Source organism: Mycobacterium ahvazicum (genome assembly GCF_900176255.2).
Lineage (GTDB): Bacteria > Actinomycetota > Actinomycetes > Mycobacteriales > Mycobacteriaceae > Mycobacterium > Mycobacterium ahvazicum.
In genome coordinates this window covers 1,266,605-1,289,580 of sequence record NZ_FXEG02000003.1, presented here as the reverse complement: position 1 = coordinate 1,289,580, position 22,976 = coordinate 1,266,605, and the positions used below count along the sequence as shown (strand labels likewise).

Genomic DNA, 22,976 nt, shown 5'->3' with positions numbered 1-22,976 from the left:
GCGGCCTGCCGTCCTGCCTCGGAACGCTCGCCACCGTGTCGACAACCTTAATTGTCGGCGGAACCTTTGCTCGGCTAAGCACTCTAAACCTTAGAGGACGGAACCGTTCCTCCGGGGGCCCCTGACTATGGCCAAAGTCATATGGTTAGCGCGCCAGGCGGCCGGTCACCGGCGGCAGGTCGGCGAGGGTCACGATCCCGGGCCGGGCGGCCACCACCGCGGGGACCGCATTGGTGACCGGCATCGCGGTATAGATCATGCCGAGGCCCATGAACCCGGGCTCGGTCCAATCCTTCGGCGGCAGGCAATGCAGGACGGTGCGCATGTTGGGCATTCCGAAGACCTGAATTACGTGGCCGTGCTCTAGTGGCTTGGGCGGGACGACGTGGTTACCCATGGTCCAGTTGAACCCGACACTGACGACGTTGCGGTCGCCTTCCCAGCCGCGGTGAAAGCCGTACACACCGCCGACCGTGCCCGCGGGGATCTTCATGAAGCCCAGATCGGAGTCACCGGTGGCCGCGGTGAACGTGACGTCGAAGGTCATCTTGTCCAGCTTGGCGCCGATCGCGTCGGCCATCATCGCCGCCGACTCGGCGAAGACTTCGCTTTCCCGACGAACGTTCTCGGCCAGCCCCGGCGTCTCGGGGTCTTGGGAGAACCCCATCGCCGTCTGGGTTTCCGCGGATTCGTAGGTCGAGCAGTCCACCGATTCGGTGATCCGGATTTCGTCCACGCGCTCGCAGGAGGCCGACAGCACCATGCCGACCATGTTCGTCATGCCGGGATGCGCGCCGCTGCCGAAGATCGTCGAATGGCCCTTCTGGCAAGCATCCTCGATGCGTTTGCGGTCCTGCGGGGTCTGTTTGCCGCCGGTGATCCAGGCCGCGCTGGTGCACACGTTGACCCCTGACTCCAGCAGCCGCACCAATTCGTCGATGTTGGGCCACAACGGGTTGTAGCAACACGCGTCGGCGCCCAGCGCGATCAGCGAGTCGATGTCGTTGGTGGCGTGCACCCCGGTCGGCTCCGGCCAGCCGGAGAGTTCGGCGGCATCGACACCGACCTTGTCCGCGCCGTGCGCGTACACCCCGACCAGTTCCAGGTCGGGCCTGCCGATGATGGCGTGCAGCGAGCGCCGCCCGATGTTGCCGGTCGTCCACTGAATGACACGTAACGGACGGTCTGGGCGGACTGTGCTCATCGTGGCTCCTTTGCCGCTGCGGGGGTGGAACCATTATGCGAAGGGTGCAACCCGAGTATCGGTCGGGGTGTCAGGCGTCCAGCCGGACGAATTGGTCCTGGCGGTATTGCTCGACACAGGCGGCGCGGCGGATCTTGCCGCTGGTCGTGGTGGGGATCGACCCGGCAGCTACCAGCACGAGGTCCCCGACATTGAGACCGTGCGCATTGGATATCGCCGAGGTGACCTCGCTCTTGACACCGCTGAGCCATCGCGTCGCGTCCTCGTCGAAGTCGGCTCGCCTCTTGAGCTCGACGACGGTGACCAGTTGCTCGGTACCGTCGGTCGGAACCGAAATCGCCGCGACCCGGCCACGGGTGATCTCCTGAACCGTGGTCTCGATGTCCTCGGGATAGTGATTGCGCCCGCGGATGATCAGCAGATCCTTGATGCGCCCGACGATGAACAGCTCACCGGAGTAGATGAAGCCCAGGTCCCCGGTTCGCAGCCACGGACCATCCGGCGTGCCGGGCGACGGGTCGACCAGTGTTGCGCCGAAGCAGCGCTGCTCAGAAGCTGGCCTGCACCAATAGCCGTCGGCGACATTCGCGCCATGCACCCAGATCTCGCCGATCAAGTCCGGTGGGCATTCCCGATTCGTCTCACCGTCGACGATGCGCACCGTAGGGGAGTGCGGTACCCGGTATTTGACCAGCGCCGTGCCGTTCCTGGCCCCGCACGGCTCTACCCGGCCCGCGCCCAGCGCTTCGGCATCGAAATGGGCCGCCGGCGAGGATTCACTCCAGGTGCCGGTGGTGACGAAGACGGTGGCCTCGGCCATGCCGTAGGAAGGGCGCATCATGTGGTCTTGAAAGTTGAAGTGCGCGAACCGATCTACGAAGCGTCGCAAGGTGGCCGGCTCGACACGCTCGGCACCGCTGATGATGCCCAGCACACCGCCGAGGTCGAGCCCGGCCAGGTCTTTGTCGGTGGTCTTGCGCGCGGCCAGGTCGAAGGCGAAGTTGGGTGCCGACGACCAGGTGTGAGGATTCTCGGCCAACGCTCGGACCCACCTGGCCGGTCGCTCTAAAAATCCGACCGGACTGGTCAACTCGGCACGATGGCCGCTCAGGATCGGAGCGCAGACTCCCAGCACCAAACCCATGTCGTGGTAGAAGGGCAACCACGACACCAGGGTGACGTTCGACGGGACGGTGATCCGCGCGGCCGCGAAGAAGCTGTGCATCAGCTGCTCGAAATTCGCCTCGAGGTTTCGGTGCGAGATCATCACGCCGGTCGGCGTCCGGGTCGAACCCGAGCTGTACTGCAAATACGCGATGTTCGGCAAATCGGTTGTCCGAGCACTCTTTTCGACATCGACGTCTAGATTCAGCGAATCGATTTCGATGATCTTCGGCACATCGTCCAGGTGTGCTTGGTCGACGAATTCGGCGACGTCTTCGGCGAAGGCGGATGTGGTGAGAACCACCGAGGGCGATGTGTCGGCGAGGACCGCGCTTACCCGCTCGTGACTCGAGCCGCGATGCGGCAGCGGAAGTGGGACGGCGATGAGCCCTGCTTGCATGGATCCCAGGAACGCCGCAATGTAGTCAAGGCCCTGCGGAGCCAGGATGACCGCCCTGTCCCCGACCGACCCGTACGGGCCGAGATCGCCTGCGACATTCAGTGTTCGGCGCGAGGTCTGCGCCCAGGTGAGGCTCTCGCGAGCCCCGTCCGGATTGCCTTCGTAGTTGGTGAACGTGTACGCCACGTCATGCGGCCGCAGGCTGGCCCGCCCATGCAGCATGGCGAGAATCGATGATCCGGACATCGGCGTGTTATCAGCCGGTGCCGTGGGACAGCACCGACGTGGCACCGGCGAGAATCTGTGACAGCGGATCGGCGCCGCCGCCGAACGTCGCCTGGTTGGCCGGTGCCGTGACTTCGGCTGGGTCAAACCCGTGCACCGGGTCCACCTGAACCGGAGCGGTCGCCGGGTCGTCGTTGCGCGAGTACCCGGCATTCACGCGGGGGATCAGGATCGCGTCCAGCTTGTTGAGCGTGTCTTCGTCGATCCCGACGTATTTCAGCGGCATGACAAGCGGCAGATGCTTTTCCGGCACCATGATCGTCGTGTCCCTGGCACCGCGAGAGTTGATCGTCGTCCTGATGTTCTGCGGCGGCACCATGCTCGGATTCGTGAAGGCCACCGCGGTGTGACCGGTGGCGAGGCCCAGCAGCGTGTTGGCGAGCGCGAACAGATTGTCCGGTCGGTCGGGGAAGTCCGCGATCGAGTCGTACGCGGCCACGAACCTGTTTGTGTCGTACTGACTTTCGTATGGCGGTGGCATGGTGTAGTCGAGAGCGGGGACGGTGCTGCCGACCGGGAACATGGCGCTCAGGAAGCTCTGACCGAAGGCGTGGCGCCCGATCGGGTCGCCGAAGGTGGCGAAGTTCAGCCGGTCCGGTGGGGGAGCGGTCGGATCATTGGCCAGCCGCGCCTGCTCGCCGTCGACCACGAACCCGCCCTCGGACAAACCAATCGCGGTTCCGGGGCGACCGCCACGGATCGCCGCATCCAGGTTGTTCACTCCGACGTCGACCGACTCGCCGACGCTGGGGCCGTCCAGACCCAGGCCCGGGAAGAGTTCATCGAAGCGGCCGATGCCGGGGAAGAGTCGCTCCAGCACATGGCCCTGCACCTGGCCCGCCGGGTAGCGGACGATTTCGCGCTGCTGCCCAGGGAACCATTGCGCGCCCTCTTGGCGGATGTATTCGTCGTAGGGGATGCCCAGCACGTGAGCGCCGCCGAGTGCGAACGCGGTCTGGTCACCCGGCGCGCCGGGAGTCGGCGGTCCGCCGATCGGCGTGTCGTCAGCCGACGCGGTTGCGACGCCGAAATAGCCTGTGGCGCCCACAGTTACCAGCGCCGAAACTCCTGCGAGTAGCTTCTTCATTCCTGATCCTGACCGCTCGGATTCGTCTCGTAGTCTCACATAGATCATGCGTACCCCCTAACCGGGCTGTGGCTCGGCGCGTCGGCGCACGCCCACTCGCGATGGCCACCAATTCGCCCGCCCGACCAGCGCAGCGATGGCGGGAACCGTGACGGTGCGCACCAAAAAGGTGTCCAGCAAAATCCCCACACCGATCACGAAACCGCCCTGCACCACGGTGCCGATGCTGGAGAACAACAGTCCGCACATCGACGCGGCGAAGATCAGGCCGGCCGCGGTGATCACGCCGCCAGTCGAACTGAGCGTACGAATGATGCTGTAGCGCATGCTGTGTCCGGACTCCTCGCGCATTCGCGAGACGAGGAGCATGTTGTAGTCGGCCCCGACCGCTACCAGCACCACGAACGCCAGCGGTGGCACGCTCCAATGCAATTGCTGACCCAGTACGTATTGAAAGGTCAGTACGCCGATACCGACCGCCGACAAGTAGGAAATGACCACGGAAGCGACCAGATACAGCGGCGCAACGATCGCACGAAGCAGCGCGACCAAGGTCACCAGGACGACGAGCAGGGTGACCGCGATGATGAACCTGATGTCGTGCTGGTAGTAGTCACGGGTGTCCTTCAAACCGACCGTGTACCCCGCCATCGAAATCGTGGCGTCGGACAGCGCGGTATTCGGTTGTGCTCCGCGGGCGGCCGCGGTGATCGCGTTGACCTGATCCATCGCTTCGGTGCTGAACGGATTCAGTTTGGTTTGAACCAGATACCGCACCGAGTGGCCGTCCGGCGAGATGAATACCTTGGCCGCTTTCCGAAACTCCTCTAACTGCAGCAGCTGGGGCGGGATATTGAATCCGGCCATGGCCGGCTGTGCCGCATCGCGTTTCAGTGACAACAGAAATGCCGCGGACTCGCCGAGCCCGGAACCTAGCTGTTTGACTTGGTCGACGAGCTGGGCCACGGCGTCGGCTATTTGCCGGCTGCCGCCGGCGAGCCGGTTCGCGCCGTCTTGCACGCTGTTCAAATTCGCTTGCAGGCCACCGGGTTTGTCCATGCCCATCGAGTGCATCACCTTGGTGAGCTTCCCCAACGCGGCGCGCACCCGGTCCGTCGACGCCTTCAGCGCCCTTTTGTCCTGGTAATCCTGCAGTTGGTGGGCCAGATCGTTGATCGCGTCGAGGTCCGCTTGATCGCGGGAACCCACCAGCTGTTCGAACGTCCCGCGGGTCGCGCTGCACGATTGATCGGCATCGCAGATCGGGTTGCCCTGCAGCGCTGCCAGCACCGGGCCTATCCAGGCGAACACGTTCTTGGCCGCCGAGAAATTCCAGCCCATCGCGTTGCTGAGCGAGTTGACGTGATCGATGAGCTGGGCTGCGATGTCGACCTGTTTGACCAGCGCGTCGCCGCTGTACTGGCTTTTCGCCGACGAGAAGGCGCTTTGCAGTTCCTCCAGGCTGGCCGCGAGCTGGCTGACCTGACCGCGGACCTCGCTCAGGCTGTTGGCCAGCGTGCCGCTCCCGGCGACCAGGCGGTTGAGGTCACCGGTGTGGTCGCTGATCATGGTGGACCCGCCGGCCAGCAGGGTGCCGATGGCGCCCGCCTGATAGGTGGCCCGGAATTGTTCGGGCACGGTTCCGGTAGGTCGCGTAATGCCGCTGACCGCGGCGATATTCGGCAGTTGGCTGACTCGGTCCGCCAGCTGCTCCAAGTCCGCCAGGGCCTTCGGCGTGCGAAGATCATGCGGCGACTGGATGAGGATGTACTCCGGAATGGATTGATTCACCGGGAAATGACGGTCCAGCGCGGCATACCCTGCGGAGCTCGGAGCGGACGCCTGCAGGGCCTTGCGGTCGTCGTAGTTGTAACGCACCAGCCCCGCGCAGCTGGCCAGGATGATCAGCACCAGCACACTGGCGACCAGGTTGGCCCTGGGCCGGCGCACGATGCGGATCCCCGACCGCCGCCAGAATCGGGCCGTCAATTCGCGACGCGGCTTGACCCAGCCACGCGGCCCCGCGATCACCAGAATCGCCGGCAGCAATGTCACCGCGGCGAGGAAGGCCACGCCGACCCCGATCGCCGACGACGCACCGACCGTTTTGAACACGCCCATTCGGGCGAAGCTGATCAGCAGAAAAGTGATGCCGACGGTGGCCGCGGATGCGCCGATGACTTTGCCGATCGACATCATTGCGCGTTTGATCGCCTGATCGGAATCCGCCCCCGAGCGCAGATAATCGTGATAGCGACTGATCAGGAAGACCGCGTAATCGGTACCGGCGCCGGCCATTATGGCGCTCAGAAAAACGATGGACTGATTCGAGACGCCGGCTCCGGTGAATAGGGAATAAGCCGCCACCACGGCCTGCGCGATGACCAGCGATATCCCGATCGTCAGCAACGGCAGCAGCATGGTGACCGCACTGCGGTAAATCACGAGCAGGACGATCAGCACCAGCACGGCGATCGCCAGCTCGATGGGAAGCCGGTCCCTGTCGCCGGCGACGGTGAGGTCGGCGACGGTCGCCGCGGGGCCGGTGAGGTTGACCGTCACGGGCGTTCCGGCGAGGGAGTGTTTGACGGTGTCGCTGATCCGGTTGAACGCGGCGTAGGACTGCGGCGTGCCCAGCTCGCCGGCGACGCCGACCGGCAGCACCCATGCCTTGTGATCCTTGCTGGTCACGACCGAGCGCAGCGGCGGCGTGCTGATGAAATCCTGCACCATCACGACGTCTCGCGTGTCGTGGCGCAGCGTGTCCACCAAGGAGCGGTACGCGGCTTCGTCGGCGGGGCCGAGCCCCTTGTCGTCCGTCAGGACCACCAGCAACAGGTCCTCGGAACCCGATTCGTGAAAAGCCTTGGTCATCTCGCGCGCGGTGACGCTGGAGGGGGCATCATCGGGCAGGAGCGCCAGCGGATGCTTCTGGGCCATCTCCCCCAGCGAGGGCAAAGTCAGTGCCAGAGCGACCGCGGCCGCGACCCAGGCCCCGATCACTACCCAGGGCCACCGCACCACGAAATCGGTCAGCCGTCGCATATCGCCCTCGCCCCTGGTCGGCGCGGTCGGGTGTGCCCGCCGGCGGCGCTTGCCGGCGTTCTGCCACGCCGCGCTCGTTCATACCGTGCGCGACCGCAGTTCGCGCACTTGAGAAAAGCCCTAGCCTCGGATGGACCCACGCTACGCGACGCGCCCCCAGTGCCCACTGCCGGCGACGCGGCCGCATACGGACTTCATAGCCGCCATGTAGCGGCTGACTGATTTCAGGGCGACCGGATTGTCGGGGTGCATGATCGCCATGACGGTGCCCTCGCCGTACCGGAATACGTAAATGGTCAGCTGATAGGAGTACCGGCCGTCGGGATAGATCCCGATATTGTCCGCGAGGCCCAACTCGGCCGCGGCGAGAATCGCATTGAGCGGAGCGGCGCCGCCATGAAAGAAGTTCGACACTGGAAAGTTTGGCTGCGGCCAGCGCAGCCACGGCGCCAATTCCAGTACGCGGTAGTACGGCACCTTCGCCATGTCCAGACTGGAATCAAAGGAGGCCTGTGCGGCCCATGCCGCATCACCGAAAGACGCGGCCGCGATGGGCACGGTGATCGGAATCAATCCGGTAAACCAGCCCTGTGTCATGAAATTGTCGGCGGCGGTGCGCGAATCTCTAGGCGTGAGTCCGTAATACGTCAGGGCGCCGGTGAATTCATGCTCGAGCAGGGCGAAGCAGGCGAACAGGCCACCGACGAAGCGTGCACCGGCGGCGGTGCAGGCGGATTCGAATCGCTCCGTCTGGGCCACGTCCATCAGAAGTTCGGAGGTCATCTGACTGCGACTGGACTCCAACGGGTTGCCCAGTGGTAGCGGGAACTCAGGGAACCCGCCATTGTTGTTGTCGGCGAAGTCGATCCACGCACGCACCTCGGGCGAATCGACGGTCAATGTCGAGGTGTACTCGTGTTCGCGGATGCAGAATTCGTCGAAGCTACCGGCATCGGGGAGAGCCAGCGCCGCACCGCCGCTGCTCAGGGCCGAATACATTCCGTTGGCTTCCATCATCGTGGTGCCGATCAGCGTCGCGTCCCCGTGCACGTGATCCATGGCGGCAAAAAATGTGAAATGGCTCTCGTTCTGGATGATCCCGAAAGTGAAACAGCCCCACTGCAACGGGTTTGGTATGGCCACGACATGAGCGTGTATTTCGTCAACGGTCATCTGGCCGTGGTCGATTGGCGCGAACTCGATATCCGCCGGATCGTGCAGGGTATGCCGGACGAACTCACCGGTGTCGGCTTGTGCGAACCAACTGCGGAATGTGTCGTGTCGCCGCAGATAGGCGTTGACCGCGTGGTTCATCGCCGCGACATCACAAGTCCCAGCTAACTCACAGGTCGCGATGATCTGCCGGGAGAAGTTCAGCCCCGCCGCCGTCCGTTCGCAGTAATTCCGAAGGTGCTGGCGCTGCATGTAACTGACGGGCACAGAGCTGACCGGCGCTTGTCGGACCTTGTCTTTTGCCGCATCCGTCGGGTGCCACGAGGTGACGGAGCCCGGGGTCAGCGTCCAATCATCGAGCGCGCCGATCGTAATTTTCCCGATGCGCAAAACTACGTCCCCCTCGGTGTAAACAGTCCCCGTCCGGCCACTGGCGGCGCCACCAAGATAACCCGCCGGGCGATTGCCTCCGCAGACACGCGCGGTCCACGGCCTACACTCACTGACGGATCCGGCGTGCGGTTGTGGCGATCGAACGCCCGGGCGGGAGACGCAGAGCGGCGGACACAGTGGCTGTCGTTGCGCGGTGGGGGTGCTGCGATTGCAGTGCTGGCCTTCGGAAAATGACTCTGAAGCGCAACCGCCCGTGGGGATCCAGTCTTCATCCGCCAACGCAGGGGAGGTCAAGGAAATGGCATCCGTCGAAGAGCTGGACGAGCCGGCTTCGGGTTTCGCGATCGTCGGCTACGCCGCTCGGTTTCCGGGTGCCGCGGATGCGGATGAGTTCTGGGATGTGTTGCGGCACGGCCGGGATGCGATATCCGAGGTGCCGCGGGACCGCTGGGACGTCGACGAATTCTTCGACCCGGAACCGGGCGCACCGGGCAAGGTCGTGACCCGTCGTGCCGGATTCGTCGATGACGTGACGGGCTTCGACGCGCCGTTTTTCGGCATGTCGACGCGCGAGGTCAGATTGATGGACCCGCAACACCGGATCTTGCTGGAGACGGCATGGCGTGCGGTGGAGCATTCGGGCACTGCGCCAACGGCCCTGGCCAACAGCAACACTGGCGTCTTCGTCGGTCTGGCGACCCACGACTACCTCGGAATGGCGTCCGACGAGCTGACTTACCCCGAGATCGAGGCCTACATGGCCATCGGTACCTCGAATGCCGCTGCGGCGGGCCGAATCAGCTATCGACTCGGGCTGCAGGGTCCCGCGGTCGCCGTCGACACGGCGTGCAGCTCGTCGCTGGTGGCGATCCATCAGGCCTGCCAAGCGCTTCGCCTCGGCGAATGCGACCTCGCGCTGGCCGGGGGGGCGAACGTTCTGCTCACGCCGGCAACCATGATCACGTTCTCCAGTGCTCACATGCTCGCGCCGGACGGCCGGTGCAAGACATTCGACGCGGCCGCCGACGGCTATGTTCGGGGCGAGGGATGCGGCGTCATCGTGATCAAGCGCCTGGACGACGCGATTCGCGACGGTGACCGGATTCGGGCCGTGATCCGCGGCAGCGCGATCAACCAGGACGGTGCATCGGGTGGATTGACGGTGCCGAACGGCGTTGCCCAGCAACGGGTCATCGCCGAGGCGTTGAAGCGCGCCGACCTCCAGCCCCGCGACGTCGGGTACTTGGAAGCGCACGGCACCGGGACATCGCTGGGCGACCCCATCGAGGCCCAGGCCGCCGGTGAGGTGCTCGGCGCCGGCCGCGAACCCAGCCAACCGCTGCTGATGGGGTCGGTGAAGACCAACATCGGTCACCTGGAAGCGGCCGCGGGTATCGCCGGTGTGATCAAAGTCATTCTCTCGCTCGAGAACGAGCTGCTGCCGCAGCACCTCCACTTCGAGAACCCGTCGCCGCACATTCCCTGGGACCGCCTTGCGGTGCGGGTGGTCGACGAGGCCACTGCCTGGGAACGCAACGGTCGGCCGCGCATTGCCGGGGTCAGCTCTTTTGGGTTCGCGGGGACCAACGCGCACGTCATTGTCTCCGAAGCGCCAGCGCACGCGGCAGCACCGCTGGCCGCACCGGTTCCGGTCGAGCAGCCCGGGGACCGACGGTTGCGCATTCTTCCGCTCTCGGCCCGAACCCCCGCCGCATTGGTGCGGCTCGCCGGCGAGTACCGCAGCTGGTTGAGCACCCACCCGCAGGCCTCCCTGGCCGACGTGTGCTTCACCGCGGGCACGGGGCGAGCGCACTTGGAGCACCGCGCCGCGTTGGTGGTCAACTCGCGAGAATCCGCGATGGAGCTCCTCGGCGCACTTGCCGACGACCGGCCGGCGCCCGGTTTGTTCCGCGGCGAATCCCATGACACCCCGAAGACCGCGTGGCTGTTCACCGGGCAGGGCAGCCAATACCCCGGCATGGCCCGGGAGTTGTTCGACACCGAGCCGGTGTTCGCCGAGACGCTGAACCGCTGCGCGGCAGCGGTCGCTTCGATTCTCGAAAAGCCGTTACTGGACGTTGTTTTCGATATCGACGGCCCCGATGGCGAAGCGACGCTGCGGCAGACCTCTTACGCACAGCCCGCCTTGTTCGCGGTGGAGATGGGCATGGCCCGGCTGTGGCAGTCGTGGGGTTTCGAGCCGGACGTCGTGCTCGGCCACAGCGTCGGCCAGTATTCGGCGGCCTGCGTCGCGGGCGTCGTCGGTCTCGAGGATGGCGCGGTGCTGATGGCCGAACGCGGTCGCCTCTTCGCGAGCTTGCCCGAAGGTGGCCGGATGGTCGCAGTGTTCACCGCCGCCGAGCGTGTCGAGAACCTGACCAATGACTTCCCGAGCCTGTCGGTCGCCGCCTACAACGGCGCGAATACCGTATTGTCAGGGCCTGCAGCGGATTTGGAACTAGCCGTTGCGGGGCTGGCTGCCGACGGTGTCCGGTGCGAGTGGCTCGACACCAGCCACGCGTTCCACTCGGCGCTGCTCGACCCGATTCTGGACGAATTCGAGTCGTTTGCGGATCGGTTCGATTACGCTGCACCACAACGGATGTTGATTGACAACCGAACCGGCGCCGCGCTCGGCCGCAGCGTGAAGCTCGACGGTGCCTACTGGCGGCGGCACGCACGCCAACCGGTGCAATTCGCCAAAAGCGCGCACACCCTCGCCGGGCTCAATTGCAAGGTCTTGCTCGAGGTCGGCCCACGACCGGTGCTCACCGCGGCGGCGCTGAGCTGCTGGCCCGAGCCGGCCACCGCGCCGCGGGCGATCGCATCGTTGCGGCGCAACACCGCCGACCACCGACAAATCACCGAAGCCGTTGCCGAGGCGTACGTGTTGGGCCACCTGCCCGAATTCGCCGCCTTGCGGCAGGCGCAGGCGCGCAAACTGGATCTGCCCACCTATCCGTTTGAGCGTCGCCAATATTGGTTCCGCGACGACCGCGACCGCCCCGACCACCAGCAGCGGCCCGGCGGCCCACCTACCGAAGCCGTCCGTCTGCTCGAGGACGGCCGGATCGAGGAACTGGCGGCCTTGCTCGACGCCGACGGCGACGATCCTCAAATCCTGCGCGTGCTGACGAAGCTTGCGGCACAACATAATCAAGAACGGACTACCCGGTCTATCGCCGACGACCGTTACGAGATCCGGTGGGAGAAAGCCCCTGCTGCGCCGTCCCGCGCGCAAGCCGGCGAGGAGCTGCTGCTGATCGGCCAGGATTCTCCGGCCCTGCAGCCGTTGGTCGACGAACTCGTCGCCCGTGGACAGCGGTATCGGTTCCTCGGGTTGCCGATGTCCGACGCCGAGGAGGATCAGTTCGCCGATGCGTTGCGCGCTGCGGCACAGGCGGATTCGGCGCTGCGCATTGTCAGCGTTGCGGCGGTGGATGCGGATCTGGGTGGGCAGGCCGCGTCGTCGATGCAGTCACTGTTGCGGATGCAACACCGGATCCTGGGCGGAACGCGGCGCCTTTTCCGCGCCGCGGTCGCCGCCGACCTGCGCGCCCCCATCTGGCTGGTAACGGCCGGCGCCCAGCGAGTCGTTGACCGGGACACCGTGGTGCCGGAGCAGAGCTCGCTGTGGGGATTCGGGCGTGCCGCGTCGCTGGAACATCCGCAGCTGTGGGGCGGACTGGCGGATCTGGCCGACGGCACCGCCGACGAGTGGGCCCGTCTCCTCGGCCGGATCTCGACGTCGCAGGATTCGGCGTCGCGTGAAGACCAAGTGGCGCTGCGCGATCAAACCGTCTACGTGCCGCGGCTGGTTCGACGGGGCCCACAGCCGAGCGGAACTCCGCTGGAAATACATGCTGATGCAACGTATTTGGTGACCGGAGGGCTGGGTTCGATCGGACTGGAGATCGCCGGCTACCTGGCCGCCCAAGGCGCCAAGCATCTCGTTCTGACCAGCCGTCGTTCGCCCGGTGAAGCCGCACAAAAGCGTATCGACGCGCTGGCCGCCCAGCATGGCTGCCAGATCCGAGCCATCGCCGCCGACGTCGCCGACGCGCACGACGTCACCCGGCTGTTGGCCGGTCTGCAGCCGCCGTTGGCCGGCATCGTGCACGCCGCCGGTGAGATCGGCACCACCCCGCTGAGTGACCTCGATGACGCCGAAGTCGACCGCGTCTTCGCCGGGAAAGTCTGGGGTGCTTGGCATCTGAGCGAGGCGGCGGCCGACCTGCGGCTCGATTTCTTCCTCAGCACGTCCTCGATCGCGTCGGTATGGGGCGGATACGGTCAGACCGCCTACGGCGCGGCCAACGCGTTCCTCGACGGGCTGGCCTGGCGCCTGCGCGAACGAGGCGTCTCGGGGACAAGCGTCAACTTCGGTCCCTGGTCGGCGGGTATGGCCGACGCCCAGTCCCGTGCGCGACTGGATAAGCGCGGCATCCGTACGCTGTCACCCGCCGATGCGCTAGCGGGGCTGGCCGATGCCGCCGCGTCGGCGTCCGCGCAGGGCGTGGTGGCCCGGATCGACTGGGCCCGCTTCCTGCCGCTCTACGAGCAGGCCGGCCGACGGGCGTTCCTGACGGAATTGGAGCGCGAGGTGCCCGGTGCGGTGCCGCCCGTGACGCCGTCGGGGAAGACCGAACTCGTCGAGCAACTGACCAACGCCCCACTGCAGCAACGTAAGCGGCTGCTCACCGATTACCTGCGTGACGCGGTCGCCGAGGTGACGCGGGTCGATGTCGCGGAGATCCGCGAGGACGCGGGTTTCTTCGACCTCGGCATGGACTCACTGATGGCCGTCGAATTACGGCGCCGGATCGAGCACGGGGTCGGCCGGGAGATTCCCATCACCCTGGTGATGGATCACCCGCGGCTGTCCGACGTGGCCGACTACCTGCTCGGCGATGTTCTCGAGCTCAGCGTGCAGTCGGCGCCTCGGCCGGTGGCAGCGGTGACGACGCGCACGGACGAACCGATCGCGATCGTCGCGGTGTCGTGCCGATTCCCCGGCGCGCCCGACCCGGAAGCCTTCTGGGAGTTGCTGTCCAGCGGTGTCGATGCGATCCGGGAAGTTCCGGAGGACCGCTTCGACATCGACGAGTTCTACGATCCGGACCCCGAGACACCGGGCAAGACCTACACGCGCTTCGGCGGATTCCTCGACGAGATCGACGGATTCGATCCGGAATTCTTCGGCATCTCACCGCGCGAGGCGGTTTGGATCGAACCGCAGCAGCGACTAATGCTCGAAACCGTTTGGGAGGGGCTGGAACGCGCCGGGTACGCGCCGGGTGCGTTACGTGGCAGCCGAACCGGCGTCTTCGCGGGGGTGGCCGCCAACGAGTATGCGCACCTGCTGTCCGCGGAGCCGATCGACAAGATCGAGCCGTACTTCATCACCGGCAATGCGCTCAATGCCATTGCCGGCCGGGTCGCCTTCGCGCTCGGGCTCGAAGGGCCCGCGGTGGCCGTCGATACCGCGTGCAGTTCGGCCCTGGTTGCCGTGCATCAGGCGTGCCAGGCATTGCATGCCGGTGACTGCGACCTCGCGTTGGCCGGCGGCGTGAACGTGCTGCTTTCTCCGGTGACCGTGATTGCGGCCTCGCGCGCCCGGATGCTGTCGCCGGTCGGCCGATGCAAGACCTTCGATGCCTCCGCCGACGGCTACGTGCGCAGTGAAGGCTGCGGAATTCTGGTGCTCAAGAGGCGCAGCGACGCGGAGCGCGACGGCGATCGGGTCCTCGCCGTCATTCCGGGCAGCGCGGTCAACTCCGATGGCGCTTCAAGTGGTCTGACGGTACCCAATGGTGGTGCGCAGCAACGACTCATCGGGGCGGCGCTGAGCCGCGCCGGTCTGGTGGGCGGGGATGTCGACTACCTCGAGGCGCACGGAACCGGTACCCCGCTGGGTGATCCTATCGAGGTGCAGGCGGCCGCGGCCGTATACGGAGGTTCGCGCAGTGCGGACCGGCCGTTGCTGATGGGATCGGTGAAGACCAATATCGGACACACCGAGTCGGCATCGGGCGCGGCGGGTCTGATCAAGGTCGTGCTGTCCCTTCAGCACGAATTGCTGCCGCAGAGCTTGCATTTCGACACACCGTCGCCGCATATCCCATGGGAGTCGTTGCCGGTGCGGGTGGTGGACGAGTCGACCCCGTGGCAGGCCAACGGCAGGCCGCGGCGCGCCGGCGTGAGCTCCTTCGGGTTTACCGGCACCAACGCACACGTGTTGATCGAGGAGGCGCCGGCCTGCACCGGATCGGCCGTCGAAGACCCGTCGGACTCGGCGGACGACGCCGCGGTCGTCGACACCGGCGAGGTCAATGTGCTCGCGTTGTCCGCCCGATCACCGGAAGCGCTGGTGGCGTTGGCGCAACGCTATGAGGCGTGGCTGAGTGCCCACCCGGATGCGGACCTCGCCGATGTGTGCCTCACCGCGGGCACGGGTCGTTCGCATTTCGAGCACCGCGCTGCGCTGGTCGTCGATTCGATCGAGGGCGCGCGTGAGGGTCTGGCCGAACTGGCCGAGAACCGCCTGCGGCCCGGCGTAGTCCGTGGTGAGCACGCCCACCACCCGACAACGGCGTGGTTGTTCACCGGGCAAGGCAGCCAATATCCCGGTATGGCACGCGAATTGTTCGACACCGAGCCAGTTTTCGCCGACACCGTGACACGGTGTGCGGCCGCGATCGAGGATATGCTGCCCCGCCCGTTGCTGGAGGTGCTGTTCGCCGCGGATAGGGAAGCCGGAGAAGCGGTGCGGCACACGTCGTTCGCCCAGCCGGCGCTTTTCGCCATCGAGATGGGCCTGGCGAGGCTATGGCAGTCCTGGGGCGTCGAGCCTGACGTGGTGCTGGGGCATAGCGTGGGCCAGTACGCGGCGGCCTGTGTGGCCGGCGTCTTCAGCCTCGAGGACGGCGCGCGGCTGATGGCCGAACGTGGCCGGATGTTCGGCAGTCTGCCCGAAGGCGGGCGAATGGTGGCCGTGTTCACCGACGCCAAGCAGGCCGAGCAGATCGCCGGCGAGTTCCCGCGGGTGTCGGTCGGCGCTTACAACGGACCCAACACGGTGCTCTCGGGTCCGGGCGACGATCTCGAACAGATCGTCGCCAAGTTCAGCGACGAGGGGGTTCGCTGCACCTGGCTGGACACCAGCCACGCCTTCCACTCCGAACTGCTGGATCCGGTGCTCGACGAATTCGAGTTGTACGCAGCGCAATTCGAATTTGCCGCACCGACGTTGCCGTTGGTCTGCAACCGCACCGGCGCCGTGCTCACGGCCCAGACCCCGCTCGATGCCCAGTACTGGCGGCGACATTCCCGCCAGCCGGTGCAGTTCGCCGAAAGCGTGCGCACCGTGGCGGCGCTCGGCTGCTCGGTGGTGATGGAGATCGGCCCGCAACCGGTGTTGACCGCGGCCGCGGTGCAGGTCTGGCCGGAGCACCTGGCCGCACCGCGCGCGATCGTCTCGCTGCGTAAGGGCGTGGCCGACCGGCGCCAGATCGCCGACGCGCTGGCCGCGGCGTACGTCGGTGGGCACCGCCCCGATTTCGCTGCGCTGCATCGGCCGAACGGTCGCCGACTCGAATTGCCCACCTATCCGTTCCAGCGCCGCCGGTTCTGGCCCAAGTCGTCCGGAATCGCGATCGATGGACCGGCCGTGTCCGGAATTCTGGGTAGTGCGAAAGACCTCGCCTCCGGTGACTCCGTCTACACCAGCAGGTTGTCGGTGAAGTCTCAGCCGTGGCTTGCCGACCACGTCATCTACGGCACCGTCGTCGTCCCCGGGGCGACGTATGCCGCGATGGCGTTGGCCGCGGTCGGTACTCCGGCGCGGGCGAAGGATGTCTTCTTCTACGAGCCGATTATCCTGCCCGAGAAGAGTTCTCGTGAGGTCCAGCTGACACTGCACCCGCACGAGGACGGTGACGGGTGGAAATTCCAGGTACACAGCCGACCGTATGGTGAACGCGGCGCCGAATGGCCGCTGAACGCCGAAGGTGCGGTGGTCGCCGGTGCCGACGGTGAGCCGGAATCCGAAGATGATCCGGTCGACGAAGCGCTCGAGCGGTTGAACCGGATGCGGCCGCAAGAGTTGTTCGAGACCTTCGCCGACCTGGAATTGTCCTGGGGCCCGACCTGGTCGGGTTCGCTGAAGTCGCTGTGGCTCGGTGACGGCGAGGCGATCGGTGACATCGTCGTCGGCGAACAGCTCGCCGAGCAACTCGGGGCCGAGCCGATGCACCCGGTGCTGATGGACCTGTGCACCGGCGTCGCTTTCCCGGCATTCCCGGCACTTCTCGCGGCCGAACAGGGTGTCAACGATCTGTTCCTGCCGCTGCGGTACGGGCAGGTGACCCTGCGGGAGAAGATGCCGCGGCGGTTCTACTGCCGGGCGAAGTGGCATGCCAGCGCGCTGGACAGCGAAACCCAGGTATTCGACCTCGAGTACCTGGACCGAGATGGCCGGCACCTGGGGGGAATTCGCGAGTTCACGGTCAAACGGGCACCCCGCGAAGCCTTGCTGCGCGGCCTGGGTGGCGACGCTACTCGGCTGCTCTACACCCTCGGCTGGCACGAGGTGCCGCTGCCGGTGCCGAGCGACGATGCCGGCAGTGTCAGCGGCACCTGGCTGATCGCCGGATTCGAAGAACTGGCGGGCAAAGTCGCGGGCTGCATTCCCTTCGACCGGAATACTGATCCGGAGCTGCTGGGTGAGCTGTTGGCACAGGCCCACGAGCGTGGTCTGCCGTTCGCCGGAGTCGTCTGGCGCAGCGCCGCGCCCACCGGAACGGAGTCGAGTCCCGAGAGCGCGGCGCGGCTCGAGACGGAGATCGCCAACCTGCTCAGCGCCGTACACACGGTGCAACGCGGCGAGGTGAAACTGCCCGGCGGACTGTGGATCACCACCGAACGAGGTGTGGCCACCGAATCCGGCGAGCCGGTTGATCCGGTACAGGCGGCGCTGTGGGGCTTCGGGCGCACCACCATCAACGAGGAACCGGCTCTGCACTGCAAGCTCGTCGACTGTGACGGATCCGAGGAAGCCGTGCAAGCGTTGGCCGGTCTGTTGGCCACCCCGGGCTCGTCCCTCGAGGAGCCGGAACTCGCTTTGCGCCAAGGCAAGCTGCTGGCGTCTCGGTTGTTGCCATGGTCGCGCAGCGGTCATCTCACGGTGCCTCGCTCGTCGGACTACATCCTGGCGCCCACCGAACGCGGCGCGATCGACAACCTGCGGCTGACCGAGGCGGAGGTATCGGCGCCGGACGAGGGCTACGTGCAGGTTCGGGTGGAGGCCGCCGGCCTCAACTTCCGGGATGTGCTCAACGTCCTTGGCCTTTACCCGGGTGATCCGGGCCCGATCGGCGGCGACTTCGCCGGGACGGTCACCCAATTGGGCGGCGGCGTCACCGGACTCGAGGTGGGCCAGCGCGTCTACGGCTTCATGCAGGGTGCGTTCGCCAGCCGGTTCAATGTGCCGGCCCAGTTGCTGGCGCCGATTCCCGACGGGGTGGGGGCGGTGGCCGCGGCGACCATTCCCGCTGCGGCATTGACGGTCCGGCTCGCGTTCGACTGGGCGCAGGTGCAGCCCGGCGATCGGGTGCTCATCCACGCAGCCAGTGGTGGTGTCGGCTTGGCAGCGATCCAGATGGCACAGCAGTGCGGTGCCACCGTCTTCGCCACCGCCAGCACCTACAAGCGCGCGACGCTGCGCAAGCTGGGCGTGCAGTACGTGTACGACTCGCGCACTACGGATTTCGCCGACCAGATCCTCGCGGACACGGACGGTGCCGGGGTCGACGTGGTGCTCAACAGCCTGACGAACGAAGGATTCCTCGAAGCGACCGTGCGGGCCACCGCGCAGAATGGCCGGTTCGCCGAGATCGCCAAGCGTGACATCTGGACGCCCGAGCAGATGGCGCAGGTCCGCCCCGATATCGCCTACGAGATTGTGGCGCTGGACACGGTGACCTTCCAGGAGCCCGAGCGTATTCGTGGCTTGTTGACCGAGGTGTCGGAGGGACTGGGCAAGGGGGAGTGGGCGCCACTGCCCGCCGAGATCTACCCGCTCACCGAGGCGAGGGCCGCGTTCCGGCGCATGCAGCAGGCCCGGCACATCGGAAAGATCGTGGTGCAGATACCGAATCCGCTTGCGCCACGGACAGATCGAAGCTACCTGATCACCGGCGGACTTGGAGCCATCGGCCTGCACACGGCGTCGTATCTGGCCCAACTCGGTGCCGGTGACATCGTGTTGACCAGCCGGCGCCAACCCGATGTGGACGCACAACGCGCAATCGAGGAGATCGCCGAGCGCTTCAAATGCCGCGTCCATGTCTTCGCGGCCGACGTCAGCGACGAGTCCGAGGTTGAGAAGCTGCTGGAGCGGATTCGCGCGGAACTGCCACCGCTCGCGGGTGTGGCGCATCTGGCCGGGGTGCTCGATGACGCGCTGCTGTCTGCACAGAGCCTGGAGCGATTCCGGACGACGTTGGCGCCCAAGGCGTTCGGTGCCTGCCACTTAGACAGGCTGACGAAGGACGACGAGCTGGACTTCTTCATCGTGTCCTCTTCGGTGTCCAGCTTGTTCGGGTCGCCCGGTCAGTCCAACTACGCGACGGCCAACGCCCTGCTCGACGGTTTGGTCGCGCAACGAAGGGCGCAAGGCCTGCCCGCCACGGGTGCCAACTTCGGCCCCTGGGCCCAGGGCGGCATGGCCTCGTCGGAGGCCGCAATCGCGAATATCACCGCGCAAGGCCTGATTCCGCTGGAATCCTCGGCGGCGCTGAGCGCGCTGGCCGAAGTCGTCGCGAACGGGACCGGCCAGGCCACCGTCCTCAAAGCCAACTGGCAGCGTGCCGCGAAGGTGCTGGGCAGTTCGCGCCCACCGATTCTCGACCTCGTATTGCCCAGTGCCGTCGGGGAAGTCACCGGTGACAGTGAGCTGCTCAAGCAGCTGATGGAGATACCCGTGCCGCAGCGCGCGGGCTTCGTGACCGAGTTCCTGCAACGCGAGGTGCAGCATTTCCTGCGGCTCGCGCAGCCGCCGGCGGCGACCAGTCGGTTCCTGGACCTGGGCACGGATTCGCTGATGGCGATCGAACTGCGCAACCGACTGCACAGTCAGTTCGGTGGCAAGTTCACGATCAACGCCACCGCGGTTTTCGACTATCCGACCATCGGTGGTCTCGCCGAGTACCTGGTGGCTCAGCTGCCCGACGCGGAATCGCCGGTCGGACAGGCGGAGTCGAGCACCGAACAGGTCGCGGGGGCAGAGGCGGTCGCGGGGCCGGAGGCGAGCTGAGTCCGGCGGGTCAGCCGCTGATATCGAATCCGGCGACGACCCTGGTCGGGTTGACCCGCACCACCAGTTCGCCGGCCGAGGAGTTACGCCGACCGAACTCCTCGGCACGCTCGGCGCCCATGTAGCGGCCGCCGGTGCGGGTCGCGATGTCCAGCACGTCGGCCGGATCCTCGCTCACCGTCGCTTCTTTTATCCCAGCCCTGCACCTGTACGAAGGAGTAGGGCGGGTGCGGATCGTCGACACAGATCACGACACGCGAATCACGAGCCAGCGCTCGCCCTTTCGACGTGTCACGGCCGGTGTTGAACGCCAGTTGCCCATCGTCGACGACGAACCACACCGGGGCGACCAGCGGCCTGCCGTCGGCGGCCACATACCCCAGCATCCCGGTGCGGGTGCCGGTGGAGAGGAACTCGACGACTCTGTCGGACAGCTCGGCCATCCGCTAGAGCCGGGCCAGGTCGTAGTCGCCGAGATGGTCGATCAGGTTGTGCATGTGATCACCCGAGGTGCCCAGGGTGTGCTCGATGGCAGTGAGCCGAGCGGCGTAGTGGCTCACCGGATATTCGGCGGTAACTCCGATTCCACCGTGCATCTGGATCGACTCCTGCGCGATGTGTCGGCCCGACCGGCCGATCTGCACCTTGGCCCGCGACGCGATCAGCGGGTCGAGGTTGCCGTCGGCGATCGACATCGCCGCGTACAGGCTCATGCTGCGCGCCATCTCGAGCGAGACGTACATGTCGGCGGCTCGCTGCGTAAGCGCCTGGAACTTGTTGAGCGTGACGCCGAACTGCTTGCGCGTCTTGAGGTAATCGGTGGTCAGCCGCAGCGCTTCCTCCATCGCCCCGACCGCCTCGGCGCACAGCGCCGACTGGATGCGAACGAGGGCGCCGCTGATGGCACCCGACGCGTCGACGGCGTCACCCAACGGCTCGGCGGACGCGCCGTCCAAATCGACCTGCGCACCGCGCTGTCCGTCGAAGGTGCGGTAGGGATGACGGGTCACTGACGTGTTGTCTGAGCCGGCGTCGACCAGGAACAGGCCGGTGCCGCCGTCCGGCAATGCGGCGCTGACCACCAGCGCATCGGCGCAGTCACCGGCAAGAACCGGGTTCTTGCGTCCGGTCAACGTCCACGAATCACCTTGCCGCGCAGCCTGAGTCGTGACCGTTGCGGTCGGCGTGCGATGTCCCGGCTCCAGGTGGGCGAAGGCCAGTAGCCGTTGGCCCGCCGCGACGTCGTCGAGTTGTTCTTTCTGTGCGTCGGTGCCCAGTTCGGCGATCAGCGCACCCGGCGCCAGCGCGGCGTGCAGGATCGGTTCGGGGGCCAACCGGCGCCCGGCCTCGGCGAGCACGACCATGATCTCGATCTGGCCGGCTTCGTCCGGGTCGAAGCCCAGGCCCAGGATCCCGGTGTCGGCGAGCTGACTCCAGACCTCACGGCTCCAGCCGAGATCACTGCCGATGACCTTGATGCGGCTCTCCGGGTCGTAGGTGCGGGACAGCAGATCGCGGGTCGTGTCGCGCAGCAGGCCCTGCTCGTCGGTCAACTGAAAGTCCATGGCTGCCTCACAATCCCAGAATGGTGGACGCGATGATGTTGCGCTGCACCTCGCTACTGCCGCCATAGATCGACGTCTTGCGGTAGTTGAGGTAGCGCGGCGCACTGTGTTGTGCCCAGTCCGGAGACGCGATGCCGTCCCCATCGGCGGGCAGCGCGTCCGGGCCGGCGACCTCGACAAGGAGCTCGGTGGCGATCTGCTGCAACTGGCTGCCGCGCAGCTTGAGCACCGACGACGCCGGGTTGGGTTGGCCGTCCGCGGAATCCGTCACCACTCGCGACTGCGTGAGTTCCAGTGCCAGCAGCTCATTTTCGGCCTCGGCCAGCCGGGCCGCGAACAGCGGATCGGCGATGATGCCGGTCTCGGTGGCGAACTTCTTCACCTCGGCGAGGCGCACTTTGGTACGTCCGACGCCGGCGATGCCGGTGCGCTCGTTGCCCAGCAGGAACTTCGCGTAAGTCCAACCCTTATTCTCTTCTCCGACAAGCTGATTGGCGGGCACCCGGACATCTTCGAAGAACAACTCGTTGACCTCGTGGCCGCCGTCGATCGTCTTGATGGGCCGTACGGTGATGCCCGGCGTCTTCATGTCGAAGAGCAGGAACGAGATGCCGGCCTGGCGCTTGGGCGCCTGCGGGTCGGTGCGGACCAGGCAGAAGATCCAGTCGGCGTACTGGCCGAGCGTGGTCCAGGTCTTCTGTCCGTTGACGACGTAGCTGTCGCCGTCGCGCACCGCAGTGGTGCGCAGCGACGCGAGATCGGAGCCGGCTTCGGGCTCGGAAAAGCCCTGGCACCACCAGATGTCGAGGCTGGCCGTGGGCGGCAGGAAGCGCTCCTTGATCTCCTGAGACCCGAATTCGGCGATCACCGGGCCCACCATCTTGGTGTTGAAGTTCAACGGCTCCGGGACACATGCCAGCTGCATCTCGTCGGCCCAGATCTGGTGCTGGGTGGGCGTCCAGTCCTTGCCGCCCCACTCCACCGGCCAGCTCGGTACGGCCAGACCGTGCTCGTGCAGGATCTTGTGGCTGGTGACCACGTCGTCGTGCACCACCTCCGCCGAGCCCCGGCGTACCCGGTCGCGCGCGTCTTGCGGGATCTTGGTCGTGAAAATGGTGCGGAGCTCGTCGCGGAACGCGGCTTCCTCCGGCGTCAGCGCCAGTTGCATGCAGACTCCTTTGCCTGGGTTGAGCGTGGCGACCGCTGTTCCGACGGAATGGGCGCCCCGTCCGGTCGTGCGCTCCGAGTTCCATCTTGACCCATCCGGGGCTGTGCTTGTGCACAGCCTCCGGTTAATCCACAGCGTGCGGTGGAGACGGCGCCGGGCGGAACCGTGCGGGCGGTCG

The 22,976-nt window shown here is 66.3% G+C and carries 8 protein-coding genes and 1 pseudogene; 1 reads left to right on the top strand and 8 read right to left on the bottom strand.

The window, feature by feature from the left end:
- Positions 1–145 precede the first annotated feature (145 nt).
- The 5 genes from MAAFP003_RS18665 to MAAFP003_RS18645 all read right to left on the bottom strand — a co-directional run bounded on the left by MAAFP003_RS18665 (position 146) and on the right by MAAFP003_RS18645 (position 8,748).
- Complete coding sequence (locus MAAFP003_RS18665) at positions 146–1,204, bottom strand: NAD(P)H-dependent amine dehydrogenase family protein (RefSeq protein WP_096289258.1); 1,059 nt, start codon at positions 1,202–1,204, stop codon at positions 146–148.
- A gap of 70 nt (positions 1,205–1,274) precedes the next feature.
- Complete coding sequence (locus MAAFP003_RS18660) at positions 1,275–3,014, bottom strand: AMP-binding protein (protein WP_096289256.1); 1,740 nt, start codon at positions 3,012–3,014, stop codon at positions 1,275–1,277.
- Between the two features lie 10 nt (positions 3,015–3,024).
- Entirely contained in the window at positions 3,025–4,140 is a 1,116-nt protein-coding gene (gene pe, locus MAAFP003_RS18655; protein WP_096289254.1) for an acyltransferase PE, read from the bottom strand.
- A 57-nt stretch (positions 4,141–4,197) separates the two neighbouring features.
- Positions 4,198–7,185 (bottom strand): MMPL/RND family transporter, encoded by a 2,988-nt coding sequence (locus MAAFP003_RS18650; RefSeq protein WP_165796435.1) that lies wholly within the window; start codon positions 7,183–7,185, stop codon positions 4,198–4,200.
- Positions 7,186–7,326: 141 nt separating this feature from the next.
- Positions 7,327–8,748, bottom strand: a complete 1,422-nt coding sequence (locus tag MAAFP003_RS18645) for a condensation domain-containing protein (protein WP_096289252.1) — start codon at positions 8,746–8,748, stop codon at positions 7,327–7,329.
- 301 nt (positions 8,749–9,049) lie between these two features.
- Between MAAFP003_RS18645 and MAAFP003_RS18640 the strand changes: the two genes are divergently transcribed.
- Positions 9,050–20,065 (top strand): type I polyketide synthase, encoded by an 11,016-nt coding sequence (locus MAAFP003_RS18640; protein ID WP_096289250.1) that lies wholly within the window; start codon positions 9,050–9,052, stop codon positions 20,063–20,065.
- A gap of 10 nt (positions 20,066–20,075) precedes the next feature.
- Here MAAFP003_RS18640 and MAAFP003_RS18635 read toward each other — a convergent pair.
- The 3 genes and pseudogenes from MAAFP003_RS18635 to MAAFP003_RS18625 all read right to left on the bottom strand — a co-directional run bounded on the left by MAAFP003_RS18635 (position 20,076) and on the right by MAAFP003_RS18625 (position 22,798).
- A pseudogene (locus MAAFP003_RS18635) lies at positions 20,076–20,508 on the bottom strand (PPOX class F420-dependent oxidoreductase).
- 3 nt (positions 20,509–20,511) lie between these two features.
- Positions 20,512–21,630: an acyl-CoA dehydrogenase family protein gene (locus tag MAAFP003_RS18630; RefSeq protein ID WP_096289248.1), complete on the bottom strand. Its 1,119-nt coding sequence runs from the start codon at positions 21,628–21,630 to the stop codon at positions 20,512–20,514.
- 7 nt (positions 21,631–21,637) lie between these two features.
- Complete coding sequence (locus tag MAAFP003_RS18625) at positions 21,638–22,798, bottom strand: acyl-CoA dehydrogenase family protein (RefSeq protein WP_096289246.1); 1,161 nt, start codon at positions 22,796–22,798, stop codon at positions 21,638–21,640.
- Positions 22,799–22,976 lie beyond the last annotated feature (178 nt).